Below are 24128 nucleotides of genomic sequence, written 5' to 3' on the forward strand. Positions count from 1 at the left end.
CGCCGAGCCAGACACACATTTTGTCGTTTAACCCAAACGGCGAGCACACTACCCAGGGGCAGATACAAGAAAACCCCCGGTCATAACGACCGAGGGTTTTTACTCTGGTGGAGCTAACGGGACTCGAACCCGTGACCCCCACACTGCCAGTGTGGTGCGCTACCAGCTGCGCCATAGCCCCAGAATCAACATCGAAGTGGCTTTCACCCTCCGCTGTGGACTCCTCAAAGGCTACATGGCACTGTCATGTATCACCAAATCCGCATGTAGAACACTCTTTTACGTATTCGCCGAGTGCCCCAGAGTGGATCTGCCGAACATGAACTGAAGATGAATCGTGTGAGCGTGCACGGAACCTAGCGCAGGGCCACCTTGACCCACTGCCCCAGTCCGCCATCACCGGAAATGTTCTCCAGAATATCCTTGCCATCGACAAAGACGTGCGGTGAGGAAACCTTGCCCAAGCGCTTCTCAAGGTCATCGAAGTTGGCATTTGCGCTTGCCTTAGCCTCGGTGGTGTCGATGCCGGAACGGACTTCGCTGACAATTTCGTCAGCAACACCGAGCTGCTCCAGACGGTCAGCCAACTCATCATCGCTCCACGTGACAGAGTTCTGCTGGTCAGCCATCATCATTGTGCGGAAGTTCCAATATGCGCGAGCATCACCGGTCTCAGCAATCTTGCGGGCAACCGCGAAGACGCGAGTGGAGTGACCGTCACGCTGCTCCTTCTCCTGACCATCCAGGAAGTTCAGCGTGCGGTATTCAGCGACAAGCTTGCCGTCGTTTAGCGCCTTGAGCTCATCATCGTGGCCCTCTTCGCTCATCTGAGCACAGTAGTGGCACGAGAAGTCCTCAAAAATCGTGGCTGTTTTAGCCCCTTCGGCGCCGTCCTTGCTCAGTCGGATGACATCGCCGTCGAGTGCGACGGAGAAGTCGACGTCCTCATCTGGCAGTCCCTCAATCGGCTGCGACCGGCCGATGTAGATAACGCCACCAATAACAACTGCAACGACAGCAAGAAGAGCAATCAGGCCGACGACGAAGCCACTGCCCTTTTCATTTGGATTCTTAATCTTCTGACTCACACCGCTTACGATAGCGGTGTTTTCTTGCCAATGACACAATTGCGCCTGAGAAAACGGAAATGGTTGTTAGGCCGCATCGCTAGGCCCCATCACCTTGCCCCCATTCCCCTGGCCTATCCCCTAGGCTTCCCCTCTAGCCAGCGGGCTAGGCGTAAATGGCAAACTTCTTCCACGGCCACACGTACACAAATACAGCCAAGGCCAGAAAACCTATATCTCGGGCGATTTCCGTCAGATACGTAGCGGGGCCAGCGTTCTCGTCGTAGCCACCGCCACCAAAGCACCCGCAGTCAATCTGCAGGCCGCGCGCCCACGCCGAGATAATGCCGCCGATAAACACCAGCAAGAGCGCGCCAGACAACACCGCTACCGGGCGCAGGAAAAGCCCCAATACCAGCAGGAGTCCGAGGATAACTTCGAAAGCGGGCAGCGCAACCGCTACCATCGGCACCAAATCACTCGGCAGCAGCTCATAAGCTTGCACTGCCTGACGCGATTCCAGCGGGTTCAGCAGTTTGATTAGACCCGAGTACAACCAAACTGCAGCCAGGCCGAATCGTGCCACCACGCCTACGAAATTCTTCATGCATAGAAATATTAGTACAGGCTAACTGTTTACAGCTAGCCCAACGGATACCGTTTACCCGTTCAGAACCGCCGAGACCACGTCCTGTGCCTCAGCCTGAACCTGTGCCAGGTGATCCGCGCCCTTGAAAGACTCCGCGTAGATCTTGTACTTATCTTCAGTGCCCGACGGACGCGCCGCGAACCATGCGTTTTCCGTAACCACCTTGAGGCCACCAATCGCAGCGCCGTTGCCCGGCGCTTCGGTCAGTTTGGCTGTGATGGTCTCCCCTGCCAGGGTGTCGGCCTTGACCTGCTCTGGCGAGAGCTTCTTCAGGATTGCCTTCTGCTCACGGGTTGCGTCCGCATCGGTGCGAGCGTAAGCCGGGGCACCGTACTTATCGGCGAGTTCTGCGTAGAGCTGCGATGGAGTCTTCTCGGTCACAGCCTTGATCTCGCTGGCCAGGAGGTCCAGGATGATGCCGTCCTTATCGGTAGACCACACAGTGCCGTCGTGACGCAGGAACGATGCACCAGCGGATTCTTCACCACCGAAGCCGATGGTGCCGCCGAGCAGACCCGGGACGAACCACTTGAAGCCGACTGGAACTTCCACGAGCTTGCGGCCCAAATTGGCAACGACGCGGTCAATCATCGACGAAGACACCAGCGTCTTACCGACCGCGGTCTCCTGCGACCAGCCCGGACGGTGTGCGAAGAGGTAGTCAATGGCAACGGCCAGGTAGTGGTTCGGGTTCATTAGACCCGCGTCCGGTGTGACAATTCCGTGGCGATCGGAGTCCGCGTCATTGCCGGTGGAGATGTCGAACTTATCGCGGTTACCAATCAAGGACGCCATCGCATTCGGCGAGGAGCAGTCCATACGAATCTTGCCGTCTGTATCCAGCGTCATAAAACGCCAGGTCGCATCAACCAGCGGATTGACCACAGTCAGGTTTAGGTTATGCGCATCGCCAATTGCGCCCCAGTAATCCACCGACGCACCACCCATTGGGTCGGCGCCGATACGCACGCCGGCATCACGGATGGCGTCGAGGTTGACAACGTTCGGCAGGTCCGACACGTATGCGTTGAGGTAGTCGTGCTTTACTACGAGGTCTCCGGCCTTATCCACCAGCTGGCGCTTAACCCCATCCAGGCCCTTAGCCAGGTATTCATTGGCGCGAGCTGCGATCCAGTCCGTCGCATCCGCGTCCGCCGGACCACCAGTCGGCGGGTTGTACTTAAAACCACCATCCCGTGGCGGATTGTGGGAAGGGGTAATCACGATGCCGTCGGCACGCGCGGAGCTACTCCCCGTCGGACCTCCCTCCACGTCGCGGTTGTACGTCAGAATCGCGTGGCTGACGGCCGGAGTCGGCGTGTAGCGATCCTGAGCGTCAACCATCACGGTGATGCCGTTGGCCGTGAGCACCTCGAGGGCGGAAATCATTGCCGGCTCGGACAGGCCGTGGGTATCGCGACCGACGTAGAGCGGGCCTTCAATGCCCTGGCCCTTGCGGTAATCCACGATGGCCTGAGTGGTGGCATGAATGTGGTCTTCGTTGAAAGCGCCGTCGAGGGAGGAACCGCGGTGACCGGAAGTACCGAAGACGACCTTCTGGTCGGGGTTATTCGGGTCCGGGTGCTTTGTGTAGTAAGCAGTGACCAGTTCCGCGACATCGATAAGGTCGGATGGCTGGGCCAATTGCCCGGCGCGCTCATGAGCCATTGTGGGTATCCTCCTGCTGAATCGGCGAACTGCGCAACCACCGATTTCACCGCCGACGAGCCGGCCGGAATGGGGAAACCGGATTTAAATGCGCTTCCTCTTCCCCAGTGTCCCCGTTTTAGGGTCGGCGCGCATGGCAAGAACCACTCGGCAAGGCAAACTCGCCCCTGCAATAGGGTGCAGTAGGTAGATTGTCGCGTGCCGACGGGAACACCTCCTGGTGAAAGATTCCGAATTGTCGGCGCCTACCTCCCCTTTCGCCACTGTGCTAGCGTTTTTACCGTGAATGAGGAATCTGTCGTTGCGAAACTGCCATCAGCAGGACGGGCGCAGGTTCTCATGGCCCTGGTTGTCGCCGGCGGTGCCGCTATTGGCGCGGTAAGTCGCTTTCTGCTCGGCGCGGCAATCGATGCGATTGTGAGCTCGGGAACTAGCGCAGTTTCGACCACTGTCATCAACTTGTTGGGCTGCTTTCTCTTCGGCCTGGTCAGCAGTATCGCGTTTGCTAATCCTCGGCTTTCCGCTTTCTGCGGTACTGGCTTTTGTGGCGGTTTCACCACTTTCTCCGCATTTGTCATTCTCTTGTTGGTGCAAGCGGACACGTCAGTCGTACTGATTGTGAGCGTCGGACTTATTCACCTGCTGTGCTGCCCTCTCGCCTACTGGCTGGGCACCAAGTGCGCACGGGAGGTCGCGGAATGACCGGTAATCTCCTCGGCTCATTTTCCTCGGCGCTGTCTGCCATCCTCGCTATCGCAGTTGGCGCGGCAGTAGGTGGAGCGCTGCGCTATGCGCTGGCCGAACTTGCGGTGAAGTGGGCTGATTCCAAACTGCCCGGAACGTGGACCGCGAATATGATTGCCTGCTTCGTCGCCGGTGTCGCTGCTGTGGTGTGGTCGCGGGGAACGTCGATAAGCAATGGCATGACGCCTGCTCTGGCCTATGCGACGGTAATGATTGGCTTCGCCGGCGGCCTGTCGACGTGGTCCACACTCGCCGGAGAGATCGTACGCCTTAAGAACCAACACTTTTGGAGGGCATGTGGGTACCTTGCTCTCACACTGATTGGCGGAATAGTTTTTGCTTTCGTCGGAATGTGTTTACCCCCACTTGTGGCGAATTAGTAGCACAATAATCATTTTCTGAGAATTTAATGATCGAATTTAGGCTTTCTACCAGTAAAGTTCCACAGCATGGAAAGCTTCAGCGATTTTGCCTCAGCGGCGGATAGTTTTATTTGGAGTCCGTATCTCCTGATCCCCGCGCTGATCGGCACCGGAATCATTTTGACCATTCGCCTGGGTGCAATTCACCTGGTCAAACTCGGCCCGGCACTGCGCCTCGGACTCATCGACCGTAACGACGAAGACGCCGAGGGAGATATCACCAACTACCAGGCGCTTGCGACGGCTCTCGCGGCAACAGTCGGTGTCGGCAACATTGTCGGTGTCGCTACCGCGATCGGCCTGGGTGGACCCGGTGCGCTGTTCTGGATGTGGGTGACCGGCCTGCTTGGTATGGCATCGAAGTACTCCGAGGCATTCCTGGGCGTGAAGTACCGTCAGGTCGATGCAGCTGGCGAACAGTCCGGTGGTCCGCAGTACTACCTGCGCAAGGCCATCCCGAATGGTTTTGGTAAGACGCTGGGCATTCTCTTCGCCGTCTTCGCTGCGCTGGCAGCGTTTGGTATCGGCAACCTGACCCAGGGCAACGCCGTGGCCTCGAACCTCGAAAACAGCTTCGACATCGATCCGACGCTCTCCGGCATGATCATGTTCATCCTGGTAGGCGCAGCTCTGATGGGTGGCATTAAGTCGATTGGCCGCATCACCGCCGGCTTTGTGCCGATGATGATTGTGCTCTACATCGGTGCGGCCGTGTGGGTGCTCGTCGCCAATGTCTCGGCGCTGCCCGAGACCTTCAAGCTCATCTTCACCGATGCTTTCACCGGCACCGCGGCCGTTGGTGGGTTCGCAGGCTCCACGCTCATTCTCGCCCTGCAGATGGGTGTTGCCCGCGGCCTGTTCTCCAACGAGTCGGGCCTGGGTTCCGGGGCTATCGCCGCTGCCGCCGCATCGACGACTCACCCAGTTCGTCAGGGTTTGGTCTCCATGACTCAGACCTTCATTGACACCATCATCGTCGTGTCCTTCACCGGCCTGGTTATCATCAGCACCGGTGTTTGGCAGGATGGCAACGTCGACACTGGTGCTCTGACCGCTGAGGCATTCTCCCGCGGTCTGCCGGGCCACTGGGGTGGCACCATCGTCACGCTGTCGGTTGTCTTCTTCGCATTCTCCACCATGCTGGGCTGGTCCTACTACGGTGAGCGCGCCTTCGAGTCCCTGGTCGGTCGCCGCGGCACCGGCCTCTACCGTGCAGTCTTCACCTGCGTGGTCTTCGTCGGCGCGGTAACTCAGCTGGAAACCGTCTGGTCCGTCGCCTCGGCTCTCAACGGCCTGATGGCGCTGCCGAACCTCATCGGTCTGATTGTCCTGTCCGGGCTCATCGCGCGTGAGACAAAGGCATACCTCGAATTTGACCCTCAACTTCGCGCAACGGCTGCGGAAATCGACAAGTGGCAGTCTCAGCAGGACTTCGAGGCTTTCAGCAAGAACTAACTGAAACTACCTGCTGCCCGTAAGGGCTACGGCAAAACTACGAGCAGGTCTGCGCGGTCTCCGGCTTTTCGATTGCCGCAAGCGCGTCGTCAAGCACAGAGACCTTTACCAATTTCATATCGTCTCGGTCGGCAGTCACCGCTTCTGCGCAATTGCCTTCCGGCACGAAGAACATCTCGGCGCCCTCATCTCGGGCGGCCGAGATTTTGTGTGTAATGCCACCGATTTCGCCCACGTTGCCGGCAGCATCAATAGTGCCGGTGCCAGCGAGGTGCTGCCCCTCGGTCAAATCGCCTGGACTCAGCTTGTCAATCACTCCGAGCGTCATCATGAGACCCGCCGACGGACCTCCAATGCCGCTGAGCTGGTACTCAACCTTGGTGTCGTCCGCGGATTGCGCCCCCATCCCAACGCCGAGCAGCGCGGCATTCTTTTGATGCGGGTTTTCCGCCAGTGTCACAGAAATATCGACGGCTTTCTCGGGGGCAGAGTCCTCGCCCTTAGCAGCCTTCTGCTTATCGACGGTCGAAGGCTTGACCCTCAACGTGACAGTATCGCCCGGGTTGCGTCCGGCAATAATCGCCTTGACTTGCTCGGGCTTGCTTACTGCCACCCCATCCACTGCGAGAATCACATCGCCTTCATGCAGTCGCCCATCGACGGGACTGTCCGGCACTGTGTAGGCGACGGTGACTTCCATCGGCAACCCGAGATGTGCCAGCGCAGCGGAGGTGGCGTTGGCCTCTGACTCGGTGAATGCAGCCTTGTTCTCCTCTTCCACCTCGTCCTGACTCTGGCCCGGAGGGAAGACCGCCTCAATGGGGACGATATCGTTGTCACGATCGAACCACAGGCCAATGACCTGCGGCAATGTCAGGTTATGTCTGACTGCGACGGTTGTCATATCCAGCGTGCCCTTAGAGAGTTCGGAGTCCGCAGCACTGCCACTGACCGAGATAATGCTCTTGCCCTCGACATCGCTGAGGACATCGAAGACCGGGCCAGGCCCCTGCGCGGCATAGGGCACTGTCAGCGTTGGCAGCGAGAGCACAGTTGCCAACGCGGCGATGGGCACAGCGCCCGCAACAAGAGTTTGGGTACGACGATTCACAAATAACACCCTACATTCTCGCTATCTGCCTACTGGACACCTGATGAATCTTGTCCGTGTCTGTTCGCTGGGCGCGAAGTTGCCAATAAAGTGGTGCTTTTAAGTACTCACGCGGGTCATTGCCCGGTACGGTGGGAGCATGAGTTCTAACGGATTTGGCTTTGGTCCGAACGACAATGATGACGATCGTGACGACGCTGGCAACAATGACTCCGGCCAGGGCGGTCAGGGCGGCCAGGGCGGTCCTTTCGGTTTCTTCGGGTTTCCCTTCGGTGGCATGGGCGGCGCCGGTGGCTTCGGTTTCGGCGGCCCCGGGCAGCCCGGCAGCGGCTCCTCTGGCAAAGGAGAACAGCCGAACTTGGGCGATATTCTCAACCAGTTCGGCGAGATGTTCTCCGGCATGGGGCAGCGATTCCAGGAGTCTAACTCTGGCCCTGTCAACTACGACGCGGCCGAGCGCGTTGCGCGGACCCGTCTTGGTAACCCAGCTCCGGTGAAGGACTCGGCCCGCGAGGCGCTGGCTGATTCCTTGCGCCTGGCCGAACTGTGGCTAGATGACGTCACCTCCCTTCCCGCTGGTGTCAACCGCGTAGAAGCGTGGAATAGCCTGCAGTGGTTGGAGAACACCAAGTCGACATGGACTCGCCTTGTCGATCCCGTCGCCAGCCGCATGAGTGATGCCTCCCTCGAGGGCGTTCCAGAGGAAGCTCGCGAGATGATGGGCCCGATGCTGGGCATCATGCGCCAGATGAACTCGATGAGTTTCGGTACTCAGCTAGGGAATGCGCTGGCTGAATTGGCACAGACGAGCCTGACTGGTTCTGACCTCGGGCTGCCGCTACACACCACTGGTGCGGCGGTACTGCTGCCAACACATCTAGTTGCTCTCGCAGAGGAACTCGAGGTTCCAGCGCGCGATCTGTTTATCTACGCCACTGCCCGCGAAGCTGCACACCAACGTCTTTACGACCGCGTGCCATGGCTGGCTGAACGCATGATTTCCTCTGTCGAGGAGTACGCCGCTGGCATCGTCATCGACTACTCCGCGATCGAAGAGGCCGCTCGCGGTCTGGATATTGAGAACATGCAGGATCCGCAGCGTATGCAGGAGGCTATGAGTCAGCTGCAAAATATGGATCTGAGTCCGAAGATTCGTTCTCGCAACGAGAATGCTCGTACTCGTTTCCAGACGCTGCTAGCACTGGTCGAAGGGTGGGTGGACATGGTTGTCACCGATGCCCTCGGTGAGCGTCTACCGGGTGCCGCACAATTGGATGAAGCCTGGCGTCGTCGCCGCGCCACCGAAGGTGCTGAGCAGGCGCTGGAGAAGGCCACCGGCATTGACCTCGGCTCCCCCAAGGTGCGTGAGGCAACCAACTTGTGGCACCGCCTGACCACCGCTGTGGGCATCGAGCGACGTGACAAGGTCTGGGATCACCCGGACTTCCTGCCCGTAGCAGAAGATTTGGATGAACCCGCGGCCTTTATTGACTCGGTTCTTGGTGGCTCGGACAACGATGACTTCGACCCGATCGCAGAGCTTGAAGAGCAGCTGCGCAAAGAAGCCGAAAAGCGCGCGACTGAGGGCAAGGACAGTGACACCGAGGAGGACAATTCTGGCGACACCGATGACGATAAGTAGCTAGTTAGCTCTGGGTTCCCCAGCGCTGATACGCCTCTAAATAGCCCCGTGCCCGTTCGTGGTACGGGGCTTTTGCCGCCCAATACCAAAACTCTTCGGTATGACCACCGTCGACGAAAGTGTGCACCAGTTCGTGCACAATGACGTCGTCGAGGACGTACCCCGGGACGTCGGCAAGCCTGTGCGAAATGCGAATGCGCCCCGGACTATCGACACCGCCGGTGACCGATGCCCACCTGCGCGACATGTTCTTGACCCATTTGATTGACTCGAACCGCGGGCGATCTTCCAGCACCGTACGAGAGAGCAGCCGTGCGCGGCGCTCCAGCTCGGAATTATCCAGGTTGCTGCCAACTTTCTTCCGCACTCGCGCAACAATTTCATTGACCTGCTGTTTTTCCGCAGCGGCGCTGAGATCGTCCGGAACCATGACAATGATCCGGTTTCCCTCCGCGCGGGCGGACACAGTACGGCGGCGGCGCTTCGAGCGCCGAACCTCAACATCCGGGCCGTACTCAGGTCGCTTGGTGCTCATGCTTTTTAAGCGTATATGCTCTGCGCTGCGATTGCGTAAAAGCTGGCCCCGGGGTAAAAGATATTTTTATGGGGGAATACAGGGATACGTCTCGGGGGCGGGATGGTACGGCTGGCGTAATAGGTTCGCACACACCCGCGGCACAAACACTTGCCGCGCCTGCCACGGACTACGCGCTGCGGCCGGAGGTACCGATTGTCATGCGCCCAGGCGCGCGGATTCAGTTCGGCGTGGAACCGGAGCGCAGCATGATTCTGCCGCTTTCCGACGGCACCCCGCCGGGGCCTGTCTTCTCGGCGCTTCTTGCAGCTCATAGAGGTAGCACCTTAAGCGAGGCCTTTACTGACAGTCACGACAAACTGTCACCGCAGTTCATTACCGCACTTATCTCCGACCTTCACCGAGCCGCACTGGTCCAAAAACCACCGACACGGCGGAGGATTACGCTGATTGGTCGGGACAGCTTGCGCACCGGACTTTTAAAGGAGCTTCGTCGCACGGGTTGTGGTAGTTGGACGACGGCAATGTCGCCCACCCGCAATGCGACGCTGAAAATATCTCAATCCACACCGGAAGAGATCGGGCTCGCGGTGGTCACGGGCATGGAAGTACCGAGCATGCCCTTGGTTCGCGCTCTGTTTCATCGTGGAATTGAGCATCTGCACACGCATTTCCGCGATGGGGCACTGATTCTTGGGCCACTTGTTCAACCAGGTCAAGGACCCTGCTCGATGTGTTTCGAAGCTTATCGACGAGACCGCGACCCCGTCCGGGCACTGATTGCGCTACAGCTTCGCACTTTTACGCCCGTGGCCGCACCGGAATGGCTGAACACAGCGGTGCCACTGTTGGTTGGGCAGCTGCGGCGGCCGGATCTCTCAGATCTATGTGCAACGGAGGTGCGCATAGATCTGGAAAGCCTCGATATCACTCGCACTACTGTTGCTCCCCACCCGCAGTGCCCAGTGTGTGGTCATGGAAACTCGCAGATGCAGTTCATGTAATTCGAAGTGCCTTGAGCAGAATCTGACTAGGAATTCACGAAAGAATTGACGATTCCCAAGATGCCTTCGCCGAAATGATTGAGCTTCGCTTCTCCAATTCCGGGAATCTGCAGAAGTTCCTCCGGCGTAGTCGGCTGCTGCTCACCGATGGCCAGAAGGGTCGCATCGGAGAAGATTACGAATGCGGGGACCGTCATTTCCCTCGACATTTCCAAGCGCCATGCACGCAATGCTTCCAGTAGTGCAGGATCCGCACTGACTGGGCACTCTTCACAACGCCCTGAAATCCGCTCGGCATCGGTGTGCAATGGCTTAGTACAGCCCTTGCACTGTTTGGACTGCTGACGCTTACTGCGGGAACTAGAGCTCCTTGAGCTTCGCTGTGCCTCAGCCGAGTAGTCAGAGACATCAATGTCGAGTTCATCGAGGAATCGTGTGCGGCGACGTGACCTGCGGCCGCCTTCTGTCCGCGACAATGACCAAGATAGCTCCAGATGTTCGCGGGCTCGAGTAATGCCGACATAGAACAGACGGCGCTCTTCTTCGATGGCTTCCGCCCCCTGCGCAGGAGAACGGTCGAATTTATTCAGCGCATGTTGGATAGGCAGCGAACCGTCGGTAAGCCCAACGAGGAACACCGCATCCCACTCCAGCCCCTTGGCTGCATGCAGGCTAGCCAGCGTCACGCCATCCAGCGTCGGTGGATGTTTGGCCTGCTGCCGAGTGTGCAATTGGCCGAGGAGCGCCTGGATATTGACCTCGGTGTTGGCATGAACGATGTCCTTACACAGGTCGAATAGGGCGCGCAGTGACTGCCAACGTTCCCTGGCACCAGTGCCTTCCGGCTCTTGGTCAGTCATGCCAAGACCCGCGAAAACCTGCTTGACCAAATCCAACAGATTCGTGCCCTGCAATGTCGGAACAGTCCGTGAGGAACGGGAAACTCGCACAAGTGCTGCGATGGCATCGCGGATCTCGGGACGCTGGTAGAAACCGTCCCCGCCACGAACCTGGTAGGCGACTCCTACCTCGGACAAAGCCTGCTCAAAAACTGCGGACTGTGCGTTAATCCGGTACAAAACGGCAATCTCCGATGCCGGCGTACCCGCGTCGATAAGTCGCTTGATGCTGCGCGCGGTCGCGCGAGCTTCCATTGGCTCATCGTCGTACTGATTGAAAGTCGGCTCCGGGCCGTCTTCACGCTGCCCAATCAGCTTCAGCCGCGAGCCGGCGATACGTCCCTGCGCACGGCCGATGACATTGTTAGCCAGACCGACGACCTGTGGGGTCGATCGGTAGTCCCGCTGCAGGCGGACCACTGTGGCTTCCGGGTAGTCCCGAGAGAAGTTCATCAGGTATTGCGGAGTCGCGCCTGTGAAAGAGTAAATCGTCTGGTTGGCGTCCCCGACAACTGTCAGGTTGTCACGGTCTCCCAGCCAGGCGTTGAGAACTCGCTGCTGTAACGGGGTGACATCCTGGTACTCATCGACGACGAAGCACCGATACTGGTTGCGGAATTCCTCCGCCACTGCACGGGAATTCTCCATCGCACCGGCGGTGTGAATGAGTAGGTCGTCGAAGTCGAGCAATAGCCCGTCCGGGGTGGTTTTTATGTCCTCGTAAGCGCGATAGCAATCGACAATTTTCTCCGCAGACAGAGGCGCCGTGCGCCCATGCTCCCGCAGCGCGGCTTGGTACTGATCCGCACCGGCCAGAGTGGCCTTCGCCCACTCAATCTCGCCCATGACATCGCGGATCGTTTCCTTGGAGGTGTCCAGGCCCACCCGGCGTACTGCTTGGGCGACGACACGGAATTTCTTGTCATCCAACAGCTGCCAGGGCATATCACCGGCGACTTGGGGCCAGAAGTAGCGCAGCTGGCGAAGAGCTGCCGAGTGGAAAGTACGCGCCTGGACTCCAGGCGTTCCCATCTTTGCCAGGCGGTCGCGCATCTCCCCTGCTGCACGCGAGGTAAATGTCACCGCTAATACCTTCTGCGGCTGCACAAACCCCTGGTCAATGAGGTACTTGATGCGATGAGTAATTGTTCGGGTCTTACCTGTACCGGCTCCAGCAAGAATGCACACCGGCCCCATCGGAGCCGTTGCTGCCTCGCGCTGGTCTGGATCCAGCCCAGCTAGATAATCCGGCTTGTTCACATCCGCCTCTGAGTAAGTCAAAAGTTGTTAGACCCCATTTTTAAACTGGTCGAGTGCTATTCGTCATTGCTGTAGACACGGCGGACGTACAGCAGCCGGTCGCCTGGCTCCACCGACTCACACTCCGGTGAATCAATTCGGTACAGCTCACCCGAGCGCACCACGCCGAGTGCAATATCCGCGAGGTGCCGTGGGCTGGCACCGATTTCCTCTTCGGTGACCAGCCTCTCTGCAACAGAGAATCCTTCATCCGGGCTCAGGAGGTCTTCCATCATCTCAACCACCGAAGGAGTCACCGTGGCCAGCCCCAGCATTCGGCCGGCGGTTTCAGAAGAAATAACCACTTGGTCTGCACCTGACTGCGTCAACAAGTGGCGGTTTTCTGATTCACGCACCGAGGCCACAATTGAGGCACCCGGCGCCAACTCACGGACCGACAACGTGACCAGCACCGCTGTGTCATCTTTGTTCGGTGCAACGACTATAGAGCGGGCACGCTGAATACCAGCTAACTTCAGCACATCGGATTTGGTAGCCGACCCATGCACCGTCGCCAAGCCTTGATTCGAAGCGTGATCGAGTGCTTCCTTGTCCGTATCAATAACAACGATTTCTGCCGGATCTACGCCGTCCGCGAGAAGAGCTGCAATGGCAGAACGACCCTTGGTGCCGTATCCGATAACGACGGTGTGGTTGCGCAACTGTCTCCTCCAGCGCTGAATTTGCAGGGTTTTCCGAGATTCTTGGGTCAAAACGGTCAGAGTAGTACCGACCAAGAGAGCAAGGAAGGCCACGCGCAGTGGCGTAATGATCAAAATATTGAGTAATCGAGCCCTCTGTGTCACCGGCGTGATGTCACCGTAACCCGTCGTCGACAGGCTGACAGCCGAGTAATACACCGCATCGATGAAGGTGAGAGGCTCCGTATATCCGTTGCGGTCGTAGTAGACCACGACGGATGCAATCAGCAGCAAAAATACGGCGTAGTTCAAACGACGTATGATTAGCCGCCAAGGATTCTTCGGCGCGGACTCAGGCAGGCCAATGACTCCCAGCAGTGCATGCCCGGGAAGATCATTGAGCCCGGTTTCGTATCCCGAAGATTTCCGAATTGGATTACGCAACCGCTCCTCGCCTGCCTTTCATGAAAACTCCTCCCGGTGAAAAATAGCGCATACAAACTGCTGCTTTCACCTGGATAACTGGCCACGGCCACGCGGCAGTTACATACGTAGATGATTATCCAATCAGCTCGCGCATTTTCCTGTCTAACTCTATCCTGCTTGGCAGTAGCGCTTCATCTGGTATTAGCGTCCGTCCTGCCGAAACGTAGAAGAACCCGGCTTCAATGTCTTCGGGGGCAGTTTCCATTCCCATCTCGCGCAGCCTATCCGACCACGCCAGGCGGTAAATCGCCAGCTGTAGCGCCGCTACTTCCCTTTCCTTTCCGCGCGGCATCTGGCCTGTCTTCCAGTCAATGACGCTCCACTTCCCGTTGTCGTTAAACACCGCGTCGATTCGGCCGACGACCCGCCTCTGCCCGATGGCAATTTCAAACGGCACCTCTACATGCGTTGGCGTGCGGTCAGCCCACACAGATGCCTCGAAGTTCGCCTTCAATTTCTCCAGTTCGCGTTCGGACGCGACTTGTTCTGTGCCGAGGAAGTCATCCAGTTGATCCCCGAAGAGATCCTCATCGTCCAGCAGACTGTGTGCACCGAAGCGATTCTCCAACCAAGCGTGGAATGCCGTACCTCGGCGCGCGAATCGGTTTGGCTTAAACGGCACCGGGCGTGCTTTCCGACGAGCAAACGCGACCGGATCCGCAATCATCGCTTGGTATTCGCTAGTGGACATGCTTGTCGGCATTGGTAGATGAATCTCCGCGGCCTTAGCTCGAAGGATTTCATCCACGAGAATGGTCGTTTCCGTTTCCCATACCTCAGACAGGTCACCTGCAATGGGGCGCTCATCCTGGTCTTCGCCCATGTAGCGCATGACGCTTTCGGCTGCTCGCTGCACACTATCTCGGCGGTTGCCCAGGGTATCGACGGGCCAGACCACCCCATCAACCGCAGTGTCGCAGTCCAAATCGACTTCAGTGTCCTCTACCTCAGGGTCCTCCCCATCTGTCCACGACACCACATAGTCACTGAATTGAGTGGCGATGGCTGCGAAGTCCGCCGACACGTCGGTGGGTTTCTTCAAGCTCGGATTAGGCCGCCTGCTTGCAGTGACAATGAGCTTTTTCGCGGAGCGAGTCATGGCAACGTAGAAGAGGCGCTGTTTTTCTTCCCTCTCCACTTCTCGCAGCTCTTCCTTGTAGGCTTTGATCACCTTGTTGAGGTCGGTCTGGTTATCGGTGCCTGATATGTCCAGTTCGGGGGCGTTGCTATCGACAGAATCAGCGACAGGAGCCCAATCGCCTGCTGCAAGCTGCGTTGCATCCTCTGTTGTTTCTGCACTAGCCGTTAGCGGATCCACTTGAGTAATTGCGCCAGGAGGAAGCTGAACTGAATTGGTGAGCCACGATGACAAATCAACTCTGTCGAACTTGCTAGTGGTGATGCCCGGAACAGCAACCGTTTCCCACTCCAAGCCCTTTGACTTGTGCATAGTCATGATTTGGACACAGTTTTCCGGCATGTTCATAGGTGCCCGTTCCAAGCCATCATCGTGTTCGACAGCGAATTCCAGATAGTTCAAAAACCCTGTCACATCGTCCGAGATATTTTGAGAATACGTCGCAGCGATATCGACAAACCTATCCAGATGTGCGGTTGTCGGCCTGGTTATCGCGGTAGCAGAACCGTACTGTCCAGCCGCTGCTTCTACGCGAATTCCAAACTCAGTAGCGATGTCCTCGACCAGTTCCGGCAGAGGCTTATTCAGCGAGAACCGGCGTAGTTTTCGTAGGCTTGCACCCAACTGTGCGATGCGCACCATTGCTTCATCTGTGTAGTTCAGTGACTCGCTGCAGACCAACCGCCCATTTTTTTCCACACTGCCGCGCGCCAGCGGGGTGCCGTCGTAAAAACGAATATCCGGGTCGGCGATGGCGTGCCCCAGCCCCACCGCGGACGATGCTGCTTCGGCATCTTCCACGAGCTTGTCATACTGGCGAGCGAGCTGGGAAAGCGGTGAGGAGTCTGAAGTTTCTTCGACGTTGCCCTTCTTGCGGGCCAACTCGTCCTTGCCTGCCATTGCCAGCTGGTCTACACGAGTGCGAAGTGCCTCCACGTCTGCGGCACCCAAATTGAACTGTGGGCTGAGCAGCAGACGCAGAGCATCCGGGTCTGAACTGGGGTCGACCAATATCTTCATCACCGAGGTGATATCCATGACCTCGGGCAAGTGCAGTAATCCAGCGAGTCCTACAATGATTGCAGGCACACCCCGCTCAGACAGTGCCTCTAAATAGACAGCCGATTCAGCATTTGTCCGAACCAGGATGGCGGCATCGAGCTTGTTGCCAGCTGCTTCACATTCGCGTAATTGCGCCTCCATGCAATCTGCGATGTATGCAACTTCTTCCTCACCGGTTGCAGTGAAAGCAAGCTGCACCTCGCCCTGGCCTGCTTTTGGCCCTGCATCCAGTGCCTCTACCGTACGAGCCTGCCCCGCAAAAGCACGGTCGGAGACTGCGTTAGCAAGCTGCAGCACTGACTGCGGGTTTCGCCAAGAAATGGTCAGTTGCTTTTTCTCCGCTGGCTGCCCATCCGACCGCGGAAAATCATTGACAAACTGCACAAGGTTTTCGGCCGTTGCTCCTCGCCAGCCATAAATTGCCTGCATCGGATCGCCGACAGCGGTGACACAACCACCGGAGAACAGCGCACGCAGGAACAGCCGCTGTGTGTGCGACGTGTCCTGGTACTCGTCGAGCATGATGATCTTAAAGCGACGCCGCTCCTCCTCCCCGACTTCCGCGAAGTCGGTGGCTAGCCGGGCCGCCCGAGCCATCTGCATACCGAAGGTGGCGACATTTTCTTCATTGCACCGAGCTCGAACCTGCTCTACCAGCGGCAAAATCTCTAATCTCTCCCGCTGCTTATCGACGATGCCCTGTAGATCGCCAATTAGTCCCTCGCGTTTACCCTTCTGCGGGGTCTGCTCAATATTGCTGATGAACGCTTCGGTTTCCTCGCGAATCGCCTGCGGGGTAGATAAGTTTGAGTCGATGTTCGACCCCAGCTCAATAATGCGACTAGCCAGCGTTGATGGTGCAATATCGACATCAATTTCGGTCACATTGCGAGCTGTTTCCCAGGCCAACTGCCACTGCGTCGCGCCATCCATAATGGTGACCCCCGGCTCCGTCGGCAGCAAAAGACCATAATTGCTCACGACTTCAGAGGCATAAGCATCGTAAGTAAGCGTGGTTGGGGCAATGACCTCGAGGCTTGCTAATACCTCTGGTGAAGCTTGTGCACGAAATGCAGCGGAGGAAGCAAGCGCATTCAGCTGTTGGCGGATACGGACGCCGAGCTCGCGCGCTGCCTTCCTGGTGAAGGTCAAACCTAGAACTTCTTCTGGGCGGATAAAGCCGTTGGCGACCAACCACACGACACGGGCAGCCATTGTCGCTGTTTTACCAGCACCGGCACCGGCGACAACAAGCATTGGTTCCATCGGTGCACCGATTACCGCCGCTTGTTGCGGAGTGGGCGGAAAGTCCTGCCCCATCATCTCCGACAGGGTGACGGGATCAATGATGGTTCGTTCCTCCGACATGACTACCGATTCCCTTCTGCTGCCGGGCACGCCTTCGAAAGCGTGCAGAACTTGCAATGATCACCAGCGAGCGCCAAGGCACGCGGGCCAGACGTCGCACGTGCTACCTGCTCTACGCGACGCTCCCAGTCAGCCAACTTGTCTTCCGTGAGCTTTGACTGTTCGCGGCTAGTGATAATGGTCTTATTGTGTGACTTTCGCGGAAATACCAGGTATGCCCCAGATTGTTCAATGCCTTCGCCGTTGTCCACAGCGAGCCCATCTCCGCTTTCAACGAGCTTCCCCTTCGACAGCGCTAGTTGATATGTAGCTAGCTGTGCGTGTCCTTCTACTTCTTTACCGGAGGGCGCTGTCTTACCGGTTTTAATATCGACGATTTGAACTGCACCATCAGCGTCTTCAATCAACCGGTCGATTCGTCCGACAATCACGATGTCATCGTTGATGTTGACATTTACTGGGACCTCGGTTCCGATATCTTTCTTAGTCTCAATCCACCGCTGCCAATCCTCCAGCCCGGTCAACCAGGTCTCTTCCTCAGTACGCTTACGCCACTCCGGATCATCGGACAGGTCCCCAAAAACACGCCGGATCTCAGACTGAGCCTCAGGCACAGTCACTCCCTTGGCGACTGCTTCTACCGCCTGATGCAGTAGAGAGCCCAGATACATGGCCGATGTCGGTGCTGATTTATCCAACATGGCCTTCAACGGACAACTCAGGGTTGCTTCCACCTTGGAGGGATTGATCCTCATCGGCTTCTTGTCATTTACCGGCTTCGAAGTCGACGGTGCACGGAGCCCCCACCAGGTGTCTGGATGTGCGCCAGCAACCTCAACCTGCGCCAATCGCGCGAGTTGACGTGCAGCTTGTCGACGCCGCGTCTCAGTCTCCGCATCGTCCACAACGGCTGCACGCAGTTCTGCCAGCAGTGACTCCACAGAGAGCACCCGTGGCAGGCCTTCACCGGCCCATGCGACATCTTCTGCCTCTGCAACATCCGGATTGCCGGCGTTTGCTTCATTAGCCGTAGCCCCGACTCCGTTCGCAGACGACGATGCTTCCGACTGTTTCACCAGCTCCGTCACCGAATTACCGAGCTTTTCAACGAGCTCGATAATAAACGGACTGGGAACTCCAACATCGTCAGGAGAATCGACTGCGGTCAGCAGTACCCTGTCGCTCGCCCGTGATACCGCGACGTGCAGCAAACGACGTTCCTCCGCCAGCGCATCCGCCATGGAATTGATGTACTCCCGCGGCTCAATTCCGTGATCAACGAGACCGATGAACTCGTTCTGCTTCATCACCGAGCCAGTCACACCGAGGCTGGGCCACTGGCCTTCCTGGACTCCGACAACTGCTACTGCTTTCCACTGCCTGCCCAGAGCCGCATGGGCTGAGAGAATGCGCACGGCATCGCGCTCTACCCCGCTACGGTCACGTGCGCCGATGGGCAGCTCCTGCTCTTCCACAGAAGCGATAAAACCGTCAACCGTCAGTTTTGGATTCAGCTCCACACGGTCACCAGCAAAGTCGAACAGTGCCATCACAGCATCCAAATCGCGGTCAGCCGATGCGCCAGCTGTACCGCCGCGCAACGATGCCGCCACCAGATGGTCTGCCAAACCAGTGGACTGCCAAATTGCCCACAAAGTTGCTTCCACACCATCGCGCAACGCTTCACGAGCTGCGCTCAACAGATCCAGCGGCACCTGCAGCGCCTGACGTTCACGCTGCGACAGAGACTCAATAAGCTCCAGATGTTCAGCTGTGAGTCCCTCTGCCTTCAAGACTCCGATGAGCTGAGTCATCGCGGCCCCGCCGAACAGGTCGGCCTTTCGGATTCCGCGCAGCAGACGCTCTTTGACAATCGGATCCATGTTGACCAATGGGCCGGAGAGGAACTCGTCCCACTCCACGTCATCGAGCTGGTTCATAGTTGCCCGCAACGCCACCATCAGCGCTCGCACCAATCGCTGATGACTTAGCACGATGTCCGTTGGGTCAATCTGCACAGGCACACCCGCACGCGACAACGCACGGAACAGAGAGGACTCCCCTGCACCGGACCGGACGATGACCGCCATATCCTTCCATGCCACTCCCTCGTCAATATGAAGGCGCCGGAAGTAGTCCGCGACTGTGGCTCGCTGTGCACGTTCAGAAGGATGAATAGCTATTTTTACTGCACTTTTAGCTGCGTACGAGTTTTCCGCTGCGACGGTATCGCTGTTGTTTCCAACTTCGGATTCACGAGCTTCCTGTGCTCCAACTGAACCGACAATGCCACGGTATGCAGGAGCCTTAGGCAAGCGCTGAGAAACTGCGTTGACTAAATCCGCGATATCAGCGTTACAGCGGTAAGACTGCTGCAAGTGGATTGCCTTGCACTCGGCCTCACCAGTCCTCCGGAGATAGTCATTATTAGCACCGCGGAAGTGGAATACCGATTGATCTTCATCACCAGTAATGACGGCTACCGCCGCCTGCGACACAAACCGATCCACAAGACGCGCAGCTTCCGGGGATAGGTGTTCAGCATCATCGACCAGCACCACCGACTTTCCCCACCGAGCCAGTGCTTGCGCGTCTGCATCCAGCTCCATCAATGCCGCAGAGACAATCTCTGCAGCGTTCAGGCTGGGCTCCCACGCCAACCGCATAGTCTGCTGATACTCCGCCATAAACTTGCCAGCCGCACACCACGACTCAATGCCATAGTCCACGCCGAGCTGCTGAAGCCTCGGGGCATCAATCCCCCGCTCAGCTGCACGCAGCAGAAAGTCACGAACTGCACGGGAAAAACCGACTAATGGGAGAGCCGGGCGCAACCGCTCTGGCCAATACGCACCACCATCTTCCGCATGTCCGGCCAAAAGTTGCCGCACGACAGCATCTTGGCGTGCACCAGTGGTCAACGATGGTTCAGGCTCTCCCCGACTGACAGCGGCATCACGTACTACTGCATAGGCAAGCGAATGCACGGCACGCACCATGCCACCTTGACCTGCCCCGACCGAACCACCTTCCCCCAGTTCAGAGGAAAAACGCCTGTCAATATCCCGCCTCAATTCCGCAGCGGCCTCTTTTGACTGTGACACCACCAAAATGCTGTCCGCCGGAATGCCCGCCTGCATGTAGTCCACCGCGAGATCTGCCAGCAGCGAACTCTTTCCAGTCCCTGGGCCGCCTAAAACGCGCACAACAGACTGGTTTACAAGCTTGTTCTCTACCACGAGCGCCTGATTATGGGAAGGGAAAAGCGCCTCTACCGCAGTACCCAACCACTGCCGACGACGAGGAGGTTCCTCCTGGACGAACCGAACCTTCGGCATTCCATCTACGTTCATGTGCACCATTGTGGCACAACCTCCGGACCGATACTCGAACACCCATTCGAAATAAGGAGAAAAGTACCCCCGTCCCAAAAACTCCCGTAAATACTGCCCGGCGTTACTTAGACACAAACGCGCGAACTAGCGAAGCCGCGCGGAACAGACCGCGATACGCACTCGGCTGCGATTCTGGACTAACAGCGTGGACAAAAAGTCGATAACACATCGCACGAACGAGCAACTGACCGAAATCCGGCAGGTGATCGAAGCGCCGCAGTAGCTCCTCATCAGCCCCCATCATGGACAGACAATCCACTGCCGCCAAGGCAGCTGTCCAACCACGGACATGCCACGCTGGCACGATATCGGTGAGAACCGGGGCGGCCGTGCCGTCGTAAAGCAGCGTGCCGACGAGGTCTGCGTGACAGACCTGCAGAAGCTCCGTTGGCACAACCATCTCTGCCCGCAGCTGGAGAAGATCACCGGAGATCGTGAGAGCCTCGGCACAATCGGCGCGGGGGACGCTATCCGCGTCGAGAAGCTGCTCGAGGATGCCGATTGGGTCAGAGTCCCAAGCTGCGCGATTACACATGACGAAGTAATCGGGCTCTTTATCAAGGAGGAACTGTGGCCGTTCAATACTGGCAAGCGACTCTTCCACGCGACCAGCGGCCACAATGGTTTCATCGGCACGTGGCGCGAATCCCCCCGGGATGAAATGACGAGCCTGCCACCCAGCAATAACCAAGCGGCCGTCACTGGTACGCACGGATTTCGCCACTCGGACGCCATCGACATCTAGCGCACTGCGAACCTTTGCAGACCACAGCGCCTGCGCCGAATTATGTACCGGCGAAAGGACAATGGAATCGTCGTAGACCCAGCCATTGTCCCAAGCTCGCCCGGCACGATGCGGCTCGCCCTCGGCACCAAAGGCCTCTAAAACACGGTCGGGAGGAGTGGCGATCATAATCTGCTACTACCTTGCTTTCTGAGTCGGTGCGGCCGTATCGTCGTCCGCCCCAAATGGGTACGGCCAGCCGTTGACAGAACACGTCTTACCATCGACCTGATAGACCTCGCTGCTGTCGATTTTGTGCAGTTCATCGTTCGACACGCTCAGGGTCTGCTGCATCATGATTGGCGCGATACCGCCGTCCCTCGGACAGGGCTCGTGAACCGCGTACCCAAGTCCGTGACCAACCTCGTGATTAATAAGGTATTGGCGATACAATCCCAGGTCCCCCTCAAAAGGCAGGGCACCTCGAACCCACCGGGCGATACTGACGACCACGCGCCCAGGCTCACCTTCCCGCTGCCCAGACAGGTAACAGGAGGTCTCCATTCCCAAGGTGTTGCCGCACAGCTGATGTGCGGTTCCAGTCGCGGAAAGCTGCACGACAATCGTCGGATCCTGGTCGCGAGGCACTGCCTCGAAAGAAAAATCTGGATTAGCTGTCCAGCCACGTGGATCGGCCAGAATCGAGTTCACCGTCTCTGCAAAGGCGCGCTCGCCACCAATCGAAGGAACATCAATGTTGTCTTCAATTTCCACGGAATACCTGACCGCATTGTCGCGCCCCTCCCCAACACGGGGATGCGCCACGGTGACATCTTTAAAATTTCCCGAGGGTTCCGTGGCAAAGGCCGGACCGGGTGGCAACTGCCCTCCCTCGTAACCATCACCGTATCCCTCACCGGGCACCGGACCAGGGCGACCATTGCCACTCTGCGAGGCGATAGTGCCAGTGCCGGAACCTGAAGAATCATCTTCAGCAGTGAAGATGTCGAAGAGAATGATGACTGTGAGCACCACAAGTACAGGGATGGCATAGGCTCGCCACCCCCAACTCCTTGCAATGCGTACGAGAAAGGGTTCTTGCGTCATTAGGCGAAGAAGCCAACCTTACGGTCTGCGTTATTACCGGTACGGACGTAGGCGACCTTGTCAGCATTAATCAGGTACTCCTGACCAGCGCCGTCGCTGAGCTCAATCACACCTTCGCCAGCAGCCAGCTTCTGGGAGATCGCAGCCTTGACCTCCTCACCACCAGCGACGTTTTCAATGTTCAGCTCACGCGTATTGTCTGCAAATCCAATAGTGATGTCCATAGGTGACATCATAACCATTCCCAAAGCGGCTAGGATTAGAGAGACCGATTAAGCCGTCGTGTCACGTGAGGTTACAAACAGCAAAGGAGTCGCCGTGGCAGAGTCCCAGTCCCCGACATTCGTCGAATTGGGGGTCGCCGCGGAAATCTGCGACGCACTCGCCGACGAAGGAATCACCCGCACATTTGCAATCCAGGAACTGACGCTGCCCTTGGCGCTCGACGGCACGGACATTATCGGCCAAGCCCGTACTGGCATGGGAAAAACTCTTGGTTTTGGTGTCCCCCTTATTGACCGCGTCTTTGATGACGCCCGCATTCCAGAACCGGATGGCACTGCCCGCGCAATCATCATCGTCCCCACCCGTGAGCTATGTGTGCAGGTCGGCGAGGATTTGGCCCGCGCTGCGCACTCAACCAATCTGCGTGTGTGCACTATTTACGGTGGCCGCCCCTATGAGGAACAGATTGAACAGCTAGACCGCGGTGTGGACATCATCGTCGGTACTCCCGGCCGTCTCATCGATCTTTACCAGCGCAATAATCTAGAGCTGTCAGGCGTAAAGATTTTGGTTCTCGACGAGGCCGACGAAATGCTCGACTTGGGCTTCCTGCCGGACATCGAGAAGATTCTGGCTGCGGTGCCAGATGAACGTCAGACCATGCTCTTCTCGGCAACAATGCCGGGCCCAATTCTGACTCTCGCACGTACCTTTATGAATCGCCCGGTGCACATCCGTGCTGAATCAGGCGAGGAAGAGGCCACAGTCCACGAGACCACTAAACAGATTGTTTTCCAATCGCACCAGATGGATAAGGTCTCGGTCATCGCCCGCATCCTGCAAGCCAACGGTCGTGGTCGCACCATCATTTTTGCTCGCACGAAGCGCGGCGTCGCCTCGGTTGCTGAGCAGCTCGGCGAGCGCGGCTTCCTGGTCACCGCCGTCCACGGCGATATGGGCCAGCCTGCACGTGAGCGCTCGCTGACGGCGTTCCGCAATGGCGACGTCGACGTCCTGGTCGCAACCGATGTCGCGGCTCGCGGTATCGATATCGACGATGTCACCCACGTCATCAACCACCAGGTGCCCGATGACGAAATGACCTATGTCCACCGCATCGGCCGCACCGGCCGCGCGGGACACAGCGGTGTCGCCGTTACGCTCGTCGGCTGGGATGAAACCACAAAGTGGAAGGCTATTTCAGATGCTCTCGACCTGGACATGGCCGAGATTCCGACGTGGTTTTCCACCTCCCCCGAGCTCGCCGAAGCTCTAGACATCCCCGAGGGGATCGATGAGAAGGTCGGGCCAGCCCGCCCGGTATTGGGTTCCCGGCCACCTCGCGGGCGTGGCGGAAGAGGCCCGCGAAACAACCGCTCACAGTCTCATCATCGCAATCGCGGCCAAGGACGAAGCTCAAAGCGGGACGGCCACTCCAATTCTCATCGTCGCAGCTAGGCCGCTGCGCGTGCCAACTCCCCACCTCA

At 57.9% G+C, this 24128-nt stretch carries 18 protein-coding genes and 1 tRNA gene; 6 read left to right on the forward strand and 13 right to left on the reverse strand.

The genetic code is table 11. The annotated features are described in order from the left end of the window. Positions 1 to 105: 105 nt before the first annotated feature. The 4 genes from HMPREF2547_RS00310 to pgm all read right to left on the reverse strand — a co-directional run bounded on the left by HMPREF2547_RS00310 (position 106) and on the right by pgm (position 3384). Positions 106 to 181, reverse strand: a tRNA-Ala gene (locus HMPREF2547_RS00310). A gap of 175 nt (positions 182 to 356) precedes the next feature. Beyond that, positions 357 to 1088, reverse strand: a complete 732-nt coding sequence (locus tag HMPREF2547_RS00315; RefSeq protein WP_016422244.1) for a DsbA family protein — start codon at positions 1086 to 1088, stop codon at positions 357 to 359. 145 nt (positions 1089 to 1233) lie between these two features. Beyond that, positions 1234 to 1674, reverse strand: a complete 441-nt coding sequence (locus HMPREF2547_RS00320) for a MauE/DoxX family redox-associated membrane protein (protein WP_016422243.1) — start codon at positions 1672 to 1674, stop codon at positions 1234 to 1236. A gap of 54 nt (positions 1675 to 1728) precedes the next feature. Further along, a complete protein-coding gene (pgm, locus tag HMPREF2547_RS00325) occupies positions 1729 to 3384 on the reverse strand; it encodes a phosphoglucomutase (alpha-D-glucose-1,6-bisphosphate-dependent) (protein ID WP_005511175.1) in 1656 nt (551 codons plus the stop codon). 282 nt (positions 3385 to 3666) lie between these two features. Between pgm and HMPREF2547_RS00330 the strand changes: the two genes are divergently transcribed. From HMPREF2547_RS00330 to HMPREF2547_RS00340, 3 genes are all read left to right on the forward strand, one after another. Beyond that, positions 3667 to 4086: a fluoride efflux transporter FluC gene (locus tag HMPREF2547_RS00330; RefSeq protein ID WP_224433822.1), complete on the forward strand. Its 420-nt coding sequence runs from the start codon at positions 3667 to 3669 to the stop codon at positions 4084 to 4086. Next, positions 4083 to 4508, forward strand: a complete 426-nt coding sequence (locus tag HMPREF2547_RS00335) for a fluoride efflux transporter FluC (protein ID WP_070604390.1) — start codon at positions 4083 to 4085, stop codon at positions 4506 to 4508. Before HMPREF2547_RS00330 ends, HMPREF2547_RS00335 begins: the two co-directional genes overlap by 4 nt. 69 nt (positions 4509 to 4577) lie before the next feature. Further along, on the forward strand, positions 4578 to 6005 hold the full coding sequence (locus HMPREF2547_RS00340) for an alanine/glycine:cation symporter family protein (RefSeq protein WP_070604392.1): 1428 nt from the start codon (positions 4578 to 4580) through the stop codon (positions 6003 to 6005). A 37-nt stretch (positions 6006 to 6042) separates the two neighbouring features. Here HMPREF2547_RS00340 and HMPREF2547_RS00345 read toward each other — a convergent pair whose 3' ends face one another. Further along, entirely contained in the window at positions 6043 to 7116 is a 1074-nt protein-coding gene (locus HMPREF2547_RS00345) for a YlbL family protein (RefSeq protein WP_070604394.1), read from the reverse strand. A gap of 139 nt (positions 7117 to 7255) precedes the next feature. Between HMPREF2547_RS00345 and HMPREF2547_RS00350 the strand changes: the two genes are divergently transcribed. After that, a complete protein-coding gene (locus tag HMPREF2547_RS00350; RefSeq protein WP_070604395.1) occupies positions 7256 to 8758 on the forward strand; it encodes a zinc-dependent metalloprotease in 1503 nt (500 codons plus the stop codon). Positions 8759 to 8762: 4 nt separating this feature from the next. Here HMPREF2547_RS00350 and HMPREF2547_RS00355 read toward each other — a convergent pair whose 3' ends face one another. Next, a complete protein-coding gene (locus HMPREF2547_RS00355) occupies positions 8763 to 9293 on the reverse strand; it encodes a YgjP-like metallopeptidase domain-containing protein (RefSeq protein ID WP_016422236.1) in 531 nt (176 codons plus the stop codon). A 68-nt stretch (positions 9294 to 9361) separates the two neighbouring features. On the opposite strand from HMPREF2547_RS00355, the gene HMPREF2547_RS00360 reads away from it, so the two are divergent. Then, complete coding sequence (locus HMPREF2547_RS00360; RefSeq protein ID WP_042388472.1) at positions 9362 to 10297, forward strand: TOMM precursor leader peptide-binding protein; 936 nt, start codon at positions 9362 to 9364, stop codon at positions 10295 to 10297. A 26-nt stretch (positions 10298 to 10323) separates the two neighbouring features. Here the strand turns inward: HMPREF2547_RS00360 and HMPREF2547_RS00365 are convergent, their stop codons facing one another. From HMPREF2547_RS00365 to HMPREF2547_RS00395, 7 genes are all read right to left on the reverse strand, one after another. Continuing rightward, complete coding sequence (locus tag HMPREF2547_RS00365) at positions 10324 to 12393, reverse strand: ATP-dependent DNA helicase UvrD2 (RefSeq protein ID WP_070604485.1); 2070 nt, start codon at positions 12391 to 12393, stop codon at positions 10324 to 10326. Between the two features lie 119 nt (positions 12394 to 12512). Next, entirely contained in the window at positions 12513 to 13580 is a 1068-nt protein-coding gene (locus HMPREF2547_RS00370) for a potassium channel family protein (protein WP_016422233.1), read from the reverse strand. A 115-nt stretch (positions 13581 to 13695) separates the two neighbouring features. Then, on the reverse strand, positions 13696 to 17190 hold the full coding sequence (locus HMPREF2547_RS00375) for an ATP-dependent helicase (protein WP_070604397.1): 3495 nt from the start codon (positions 17188 to 17190) through the stop codon (positions 13696 to 13698). A 2-nt stretch (positions 17191 to 17192) separates the two neighbouring features. Continuing rightward, positions 17193 to 20543: an ATP-dependent helicase gene (locus HMPREF2547_RS00380; protein WP_246819581.1), complete on the reverse strand. Its 3351-nt coding sequence runs from the start codon at positions 20541 to 20543 to the stop codon at positions 17193 to 17195. A 103-nt stretch (positions 20544 to 20646) separates the two neighbouring features. Then, complete coding sequence (locus tag HMPREF2547_RS00385) at positions 20647 to 21498, reverse strand: TIGR02569 family protein (RefSeq protein ID WP_048733339.1); 852 nt, start codon at positions 21496 to 21498, stop codon at positions 20647 to 20649. 9 nt (positions 21499 to 21507) lie between these two features. Then, complete coding sequence (locus HMPREF2547_RS00390; protein ID WP_070604401.1) at positions 21508 to 22416, reverse strand: DUF3152 domain-containing protein; 909 nt, start codon at positions 22414 to 22416, stop codon at positions 21508 to 21510. Next, positions 22416 to 22640, reverse strand: a complete 225-nt coding sequence (locus tag HMPREF2547_RS00395) for a DUF3107 domain-containing protein (protein ID WP_042388469.1) — start codon at positions 22638 to 22640, stop codon at positions 22416 to 22418. Before HMPREF2547_RS00395 ends, HMPREF2547_RS00390 begins: the two co-directional genes overlap by 1 nt. Before the next feature lie 94 nt (positions 22641 to 22734). On the opposite strand from HMPREF2547_RS00395, the gene HMPREF2547_RS00400 reads away from it, so the two are divergent. Next, positions 22735 to 24099 (forward strand): DEAD/DEAH box helicase, encoded by a 1365-nt coding sequence (locus tag HMPREF2547_RS00400; RefSeq protein WP_070604403.1) that lies wholly within the window; start codon positions 22735 to 22737, stop codon positions 24097 to 24099. The last annotated feature ends 29 nt before the right edge of the window (positions 24100 to 24128 follow it).

Origin of the sequence: Corynebacterium sp. HMSC055G02 (assembly GCF_001809065.1) — a bacterium.
Taxonomy (GTDB): Bacteria; Actinomycetota; Actinomycetes; order Mycobacteriales; family Mycobacteriaceae; genus Corynebacterium; species Corynebacterium jeikeium_D.

Bases quoted from the DNA above. Each gene is read 5' to 3' on its own strand.
- HMPREF2547_RS00320 (WP_016422243.1), bottom strand. From the start codon at position 1,674: ATGAAGAATTTCGTAGGCGTGGTGGCACGATTCGGCCTGGCTGCAGTT.
- pgm (WP_005511175.1), bottom strand. From the start codon at position 3,384: ATGGCTCATGAGCGCGCCGGGCAATTGGCCCAGCCATCCGACCTTATC.
- HMPREF2547_RS00335 (WP_070604390.1), top strand. From the start codon at position 4,083: ATGACCGGTAATCTCCTCGGCTCATTTTCCTCGGCGCTGTCTGCCATC.
- HMPREF2547_RS00340 (WP_070604392.1), top strand. From the start codon at position 4,578: ATGGAAAGCTTCAGCGATTTTGCCTCAGCGGCGGATAGTTTTATTTGG.
- HMPREF2547_RS00350 (WP_070604395.1), top strand. From the start codon at position 7,256: ATGAGTTCTAACGGATTTGGCTTTGGTCCGAACGACAATGATGACGAT.
- HMPREF2547_RS00355 (WP_016422236.1), bottom strand. From the start codon at position 9,293: ATGAGCACCAAGCGACCTGAGTACGGCCCGGATGTTGAGGTTCGGCGC.
- HMPREF2547_RS00360 (WP_042388472.1), top strand. From the start codon at position 9,362: ATGGGGGAATACAGGGATACGTCTCGGGGGCGGGATGGTACGGCTGGC.
- HMPREF2547_RS00365 (WP_070604485.1), bottom strand. From the start codon at position 12,393: ATGGGGCCGGTGTGCATTCTTGCTGGAGCCGGTACAGGTAAGACCCGA.
- HMPREF2547_RS00375 (WP_070604397.1), bottom strand. From the start codon at position 17,190: ATGTCGGAGGAACGAACCATCATTGATCCCGTCACCCTGTCGGAGATG.
- HMPREF2547_RS00380 (WP_246819581.1), bottom strand. From the start codon at position 20,543: ATGAACGTAGATGGAATGCCGAAGGTTCGGTTCGTCCAGGAGGAACCT.
- HMPREF2547_RS00385 (WP_048733339.1), bottom strand. From the start codon at position 21,498: ATGATCGCCACTCCTCCCGACCGTGTTTTAGAGGCCTTTGGTGCCGAG.
- HMPREF2547_RS00390 (WP_070604401.1), bottom strand. From the start codon at position 22,416: ATGACGCAAGAACCCTTTCTCGTACGCATTGCAAGGAGTTGGGGGTGG.
- HMPREF2547_RS00395 (WP_042388469.1), bottom strand. From the start codon at position 22,640: ATGGACATCACTATTGGATTTGCAGACAATACGCGTGAGCTGAACATT.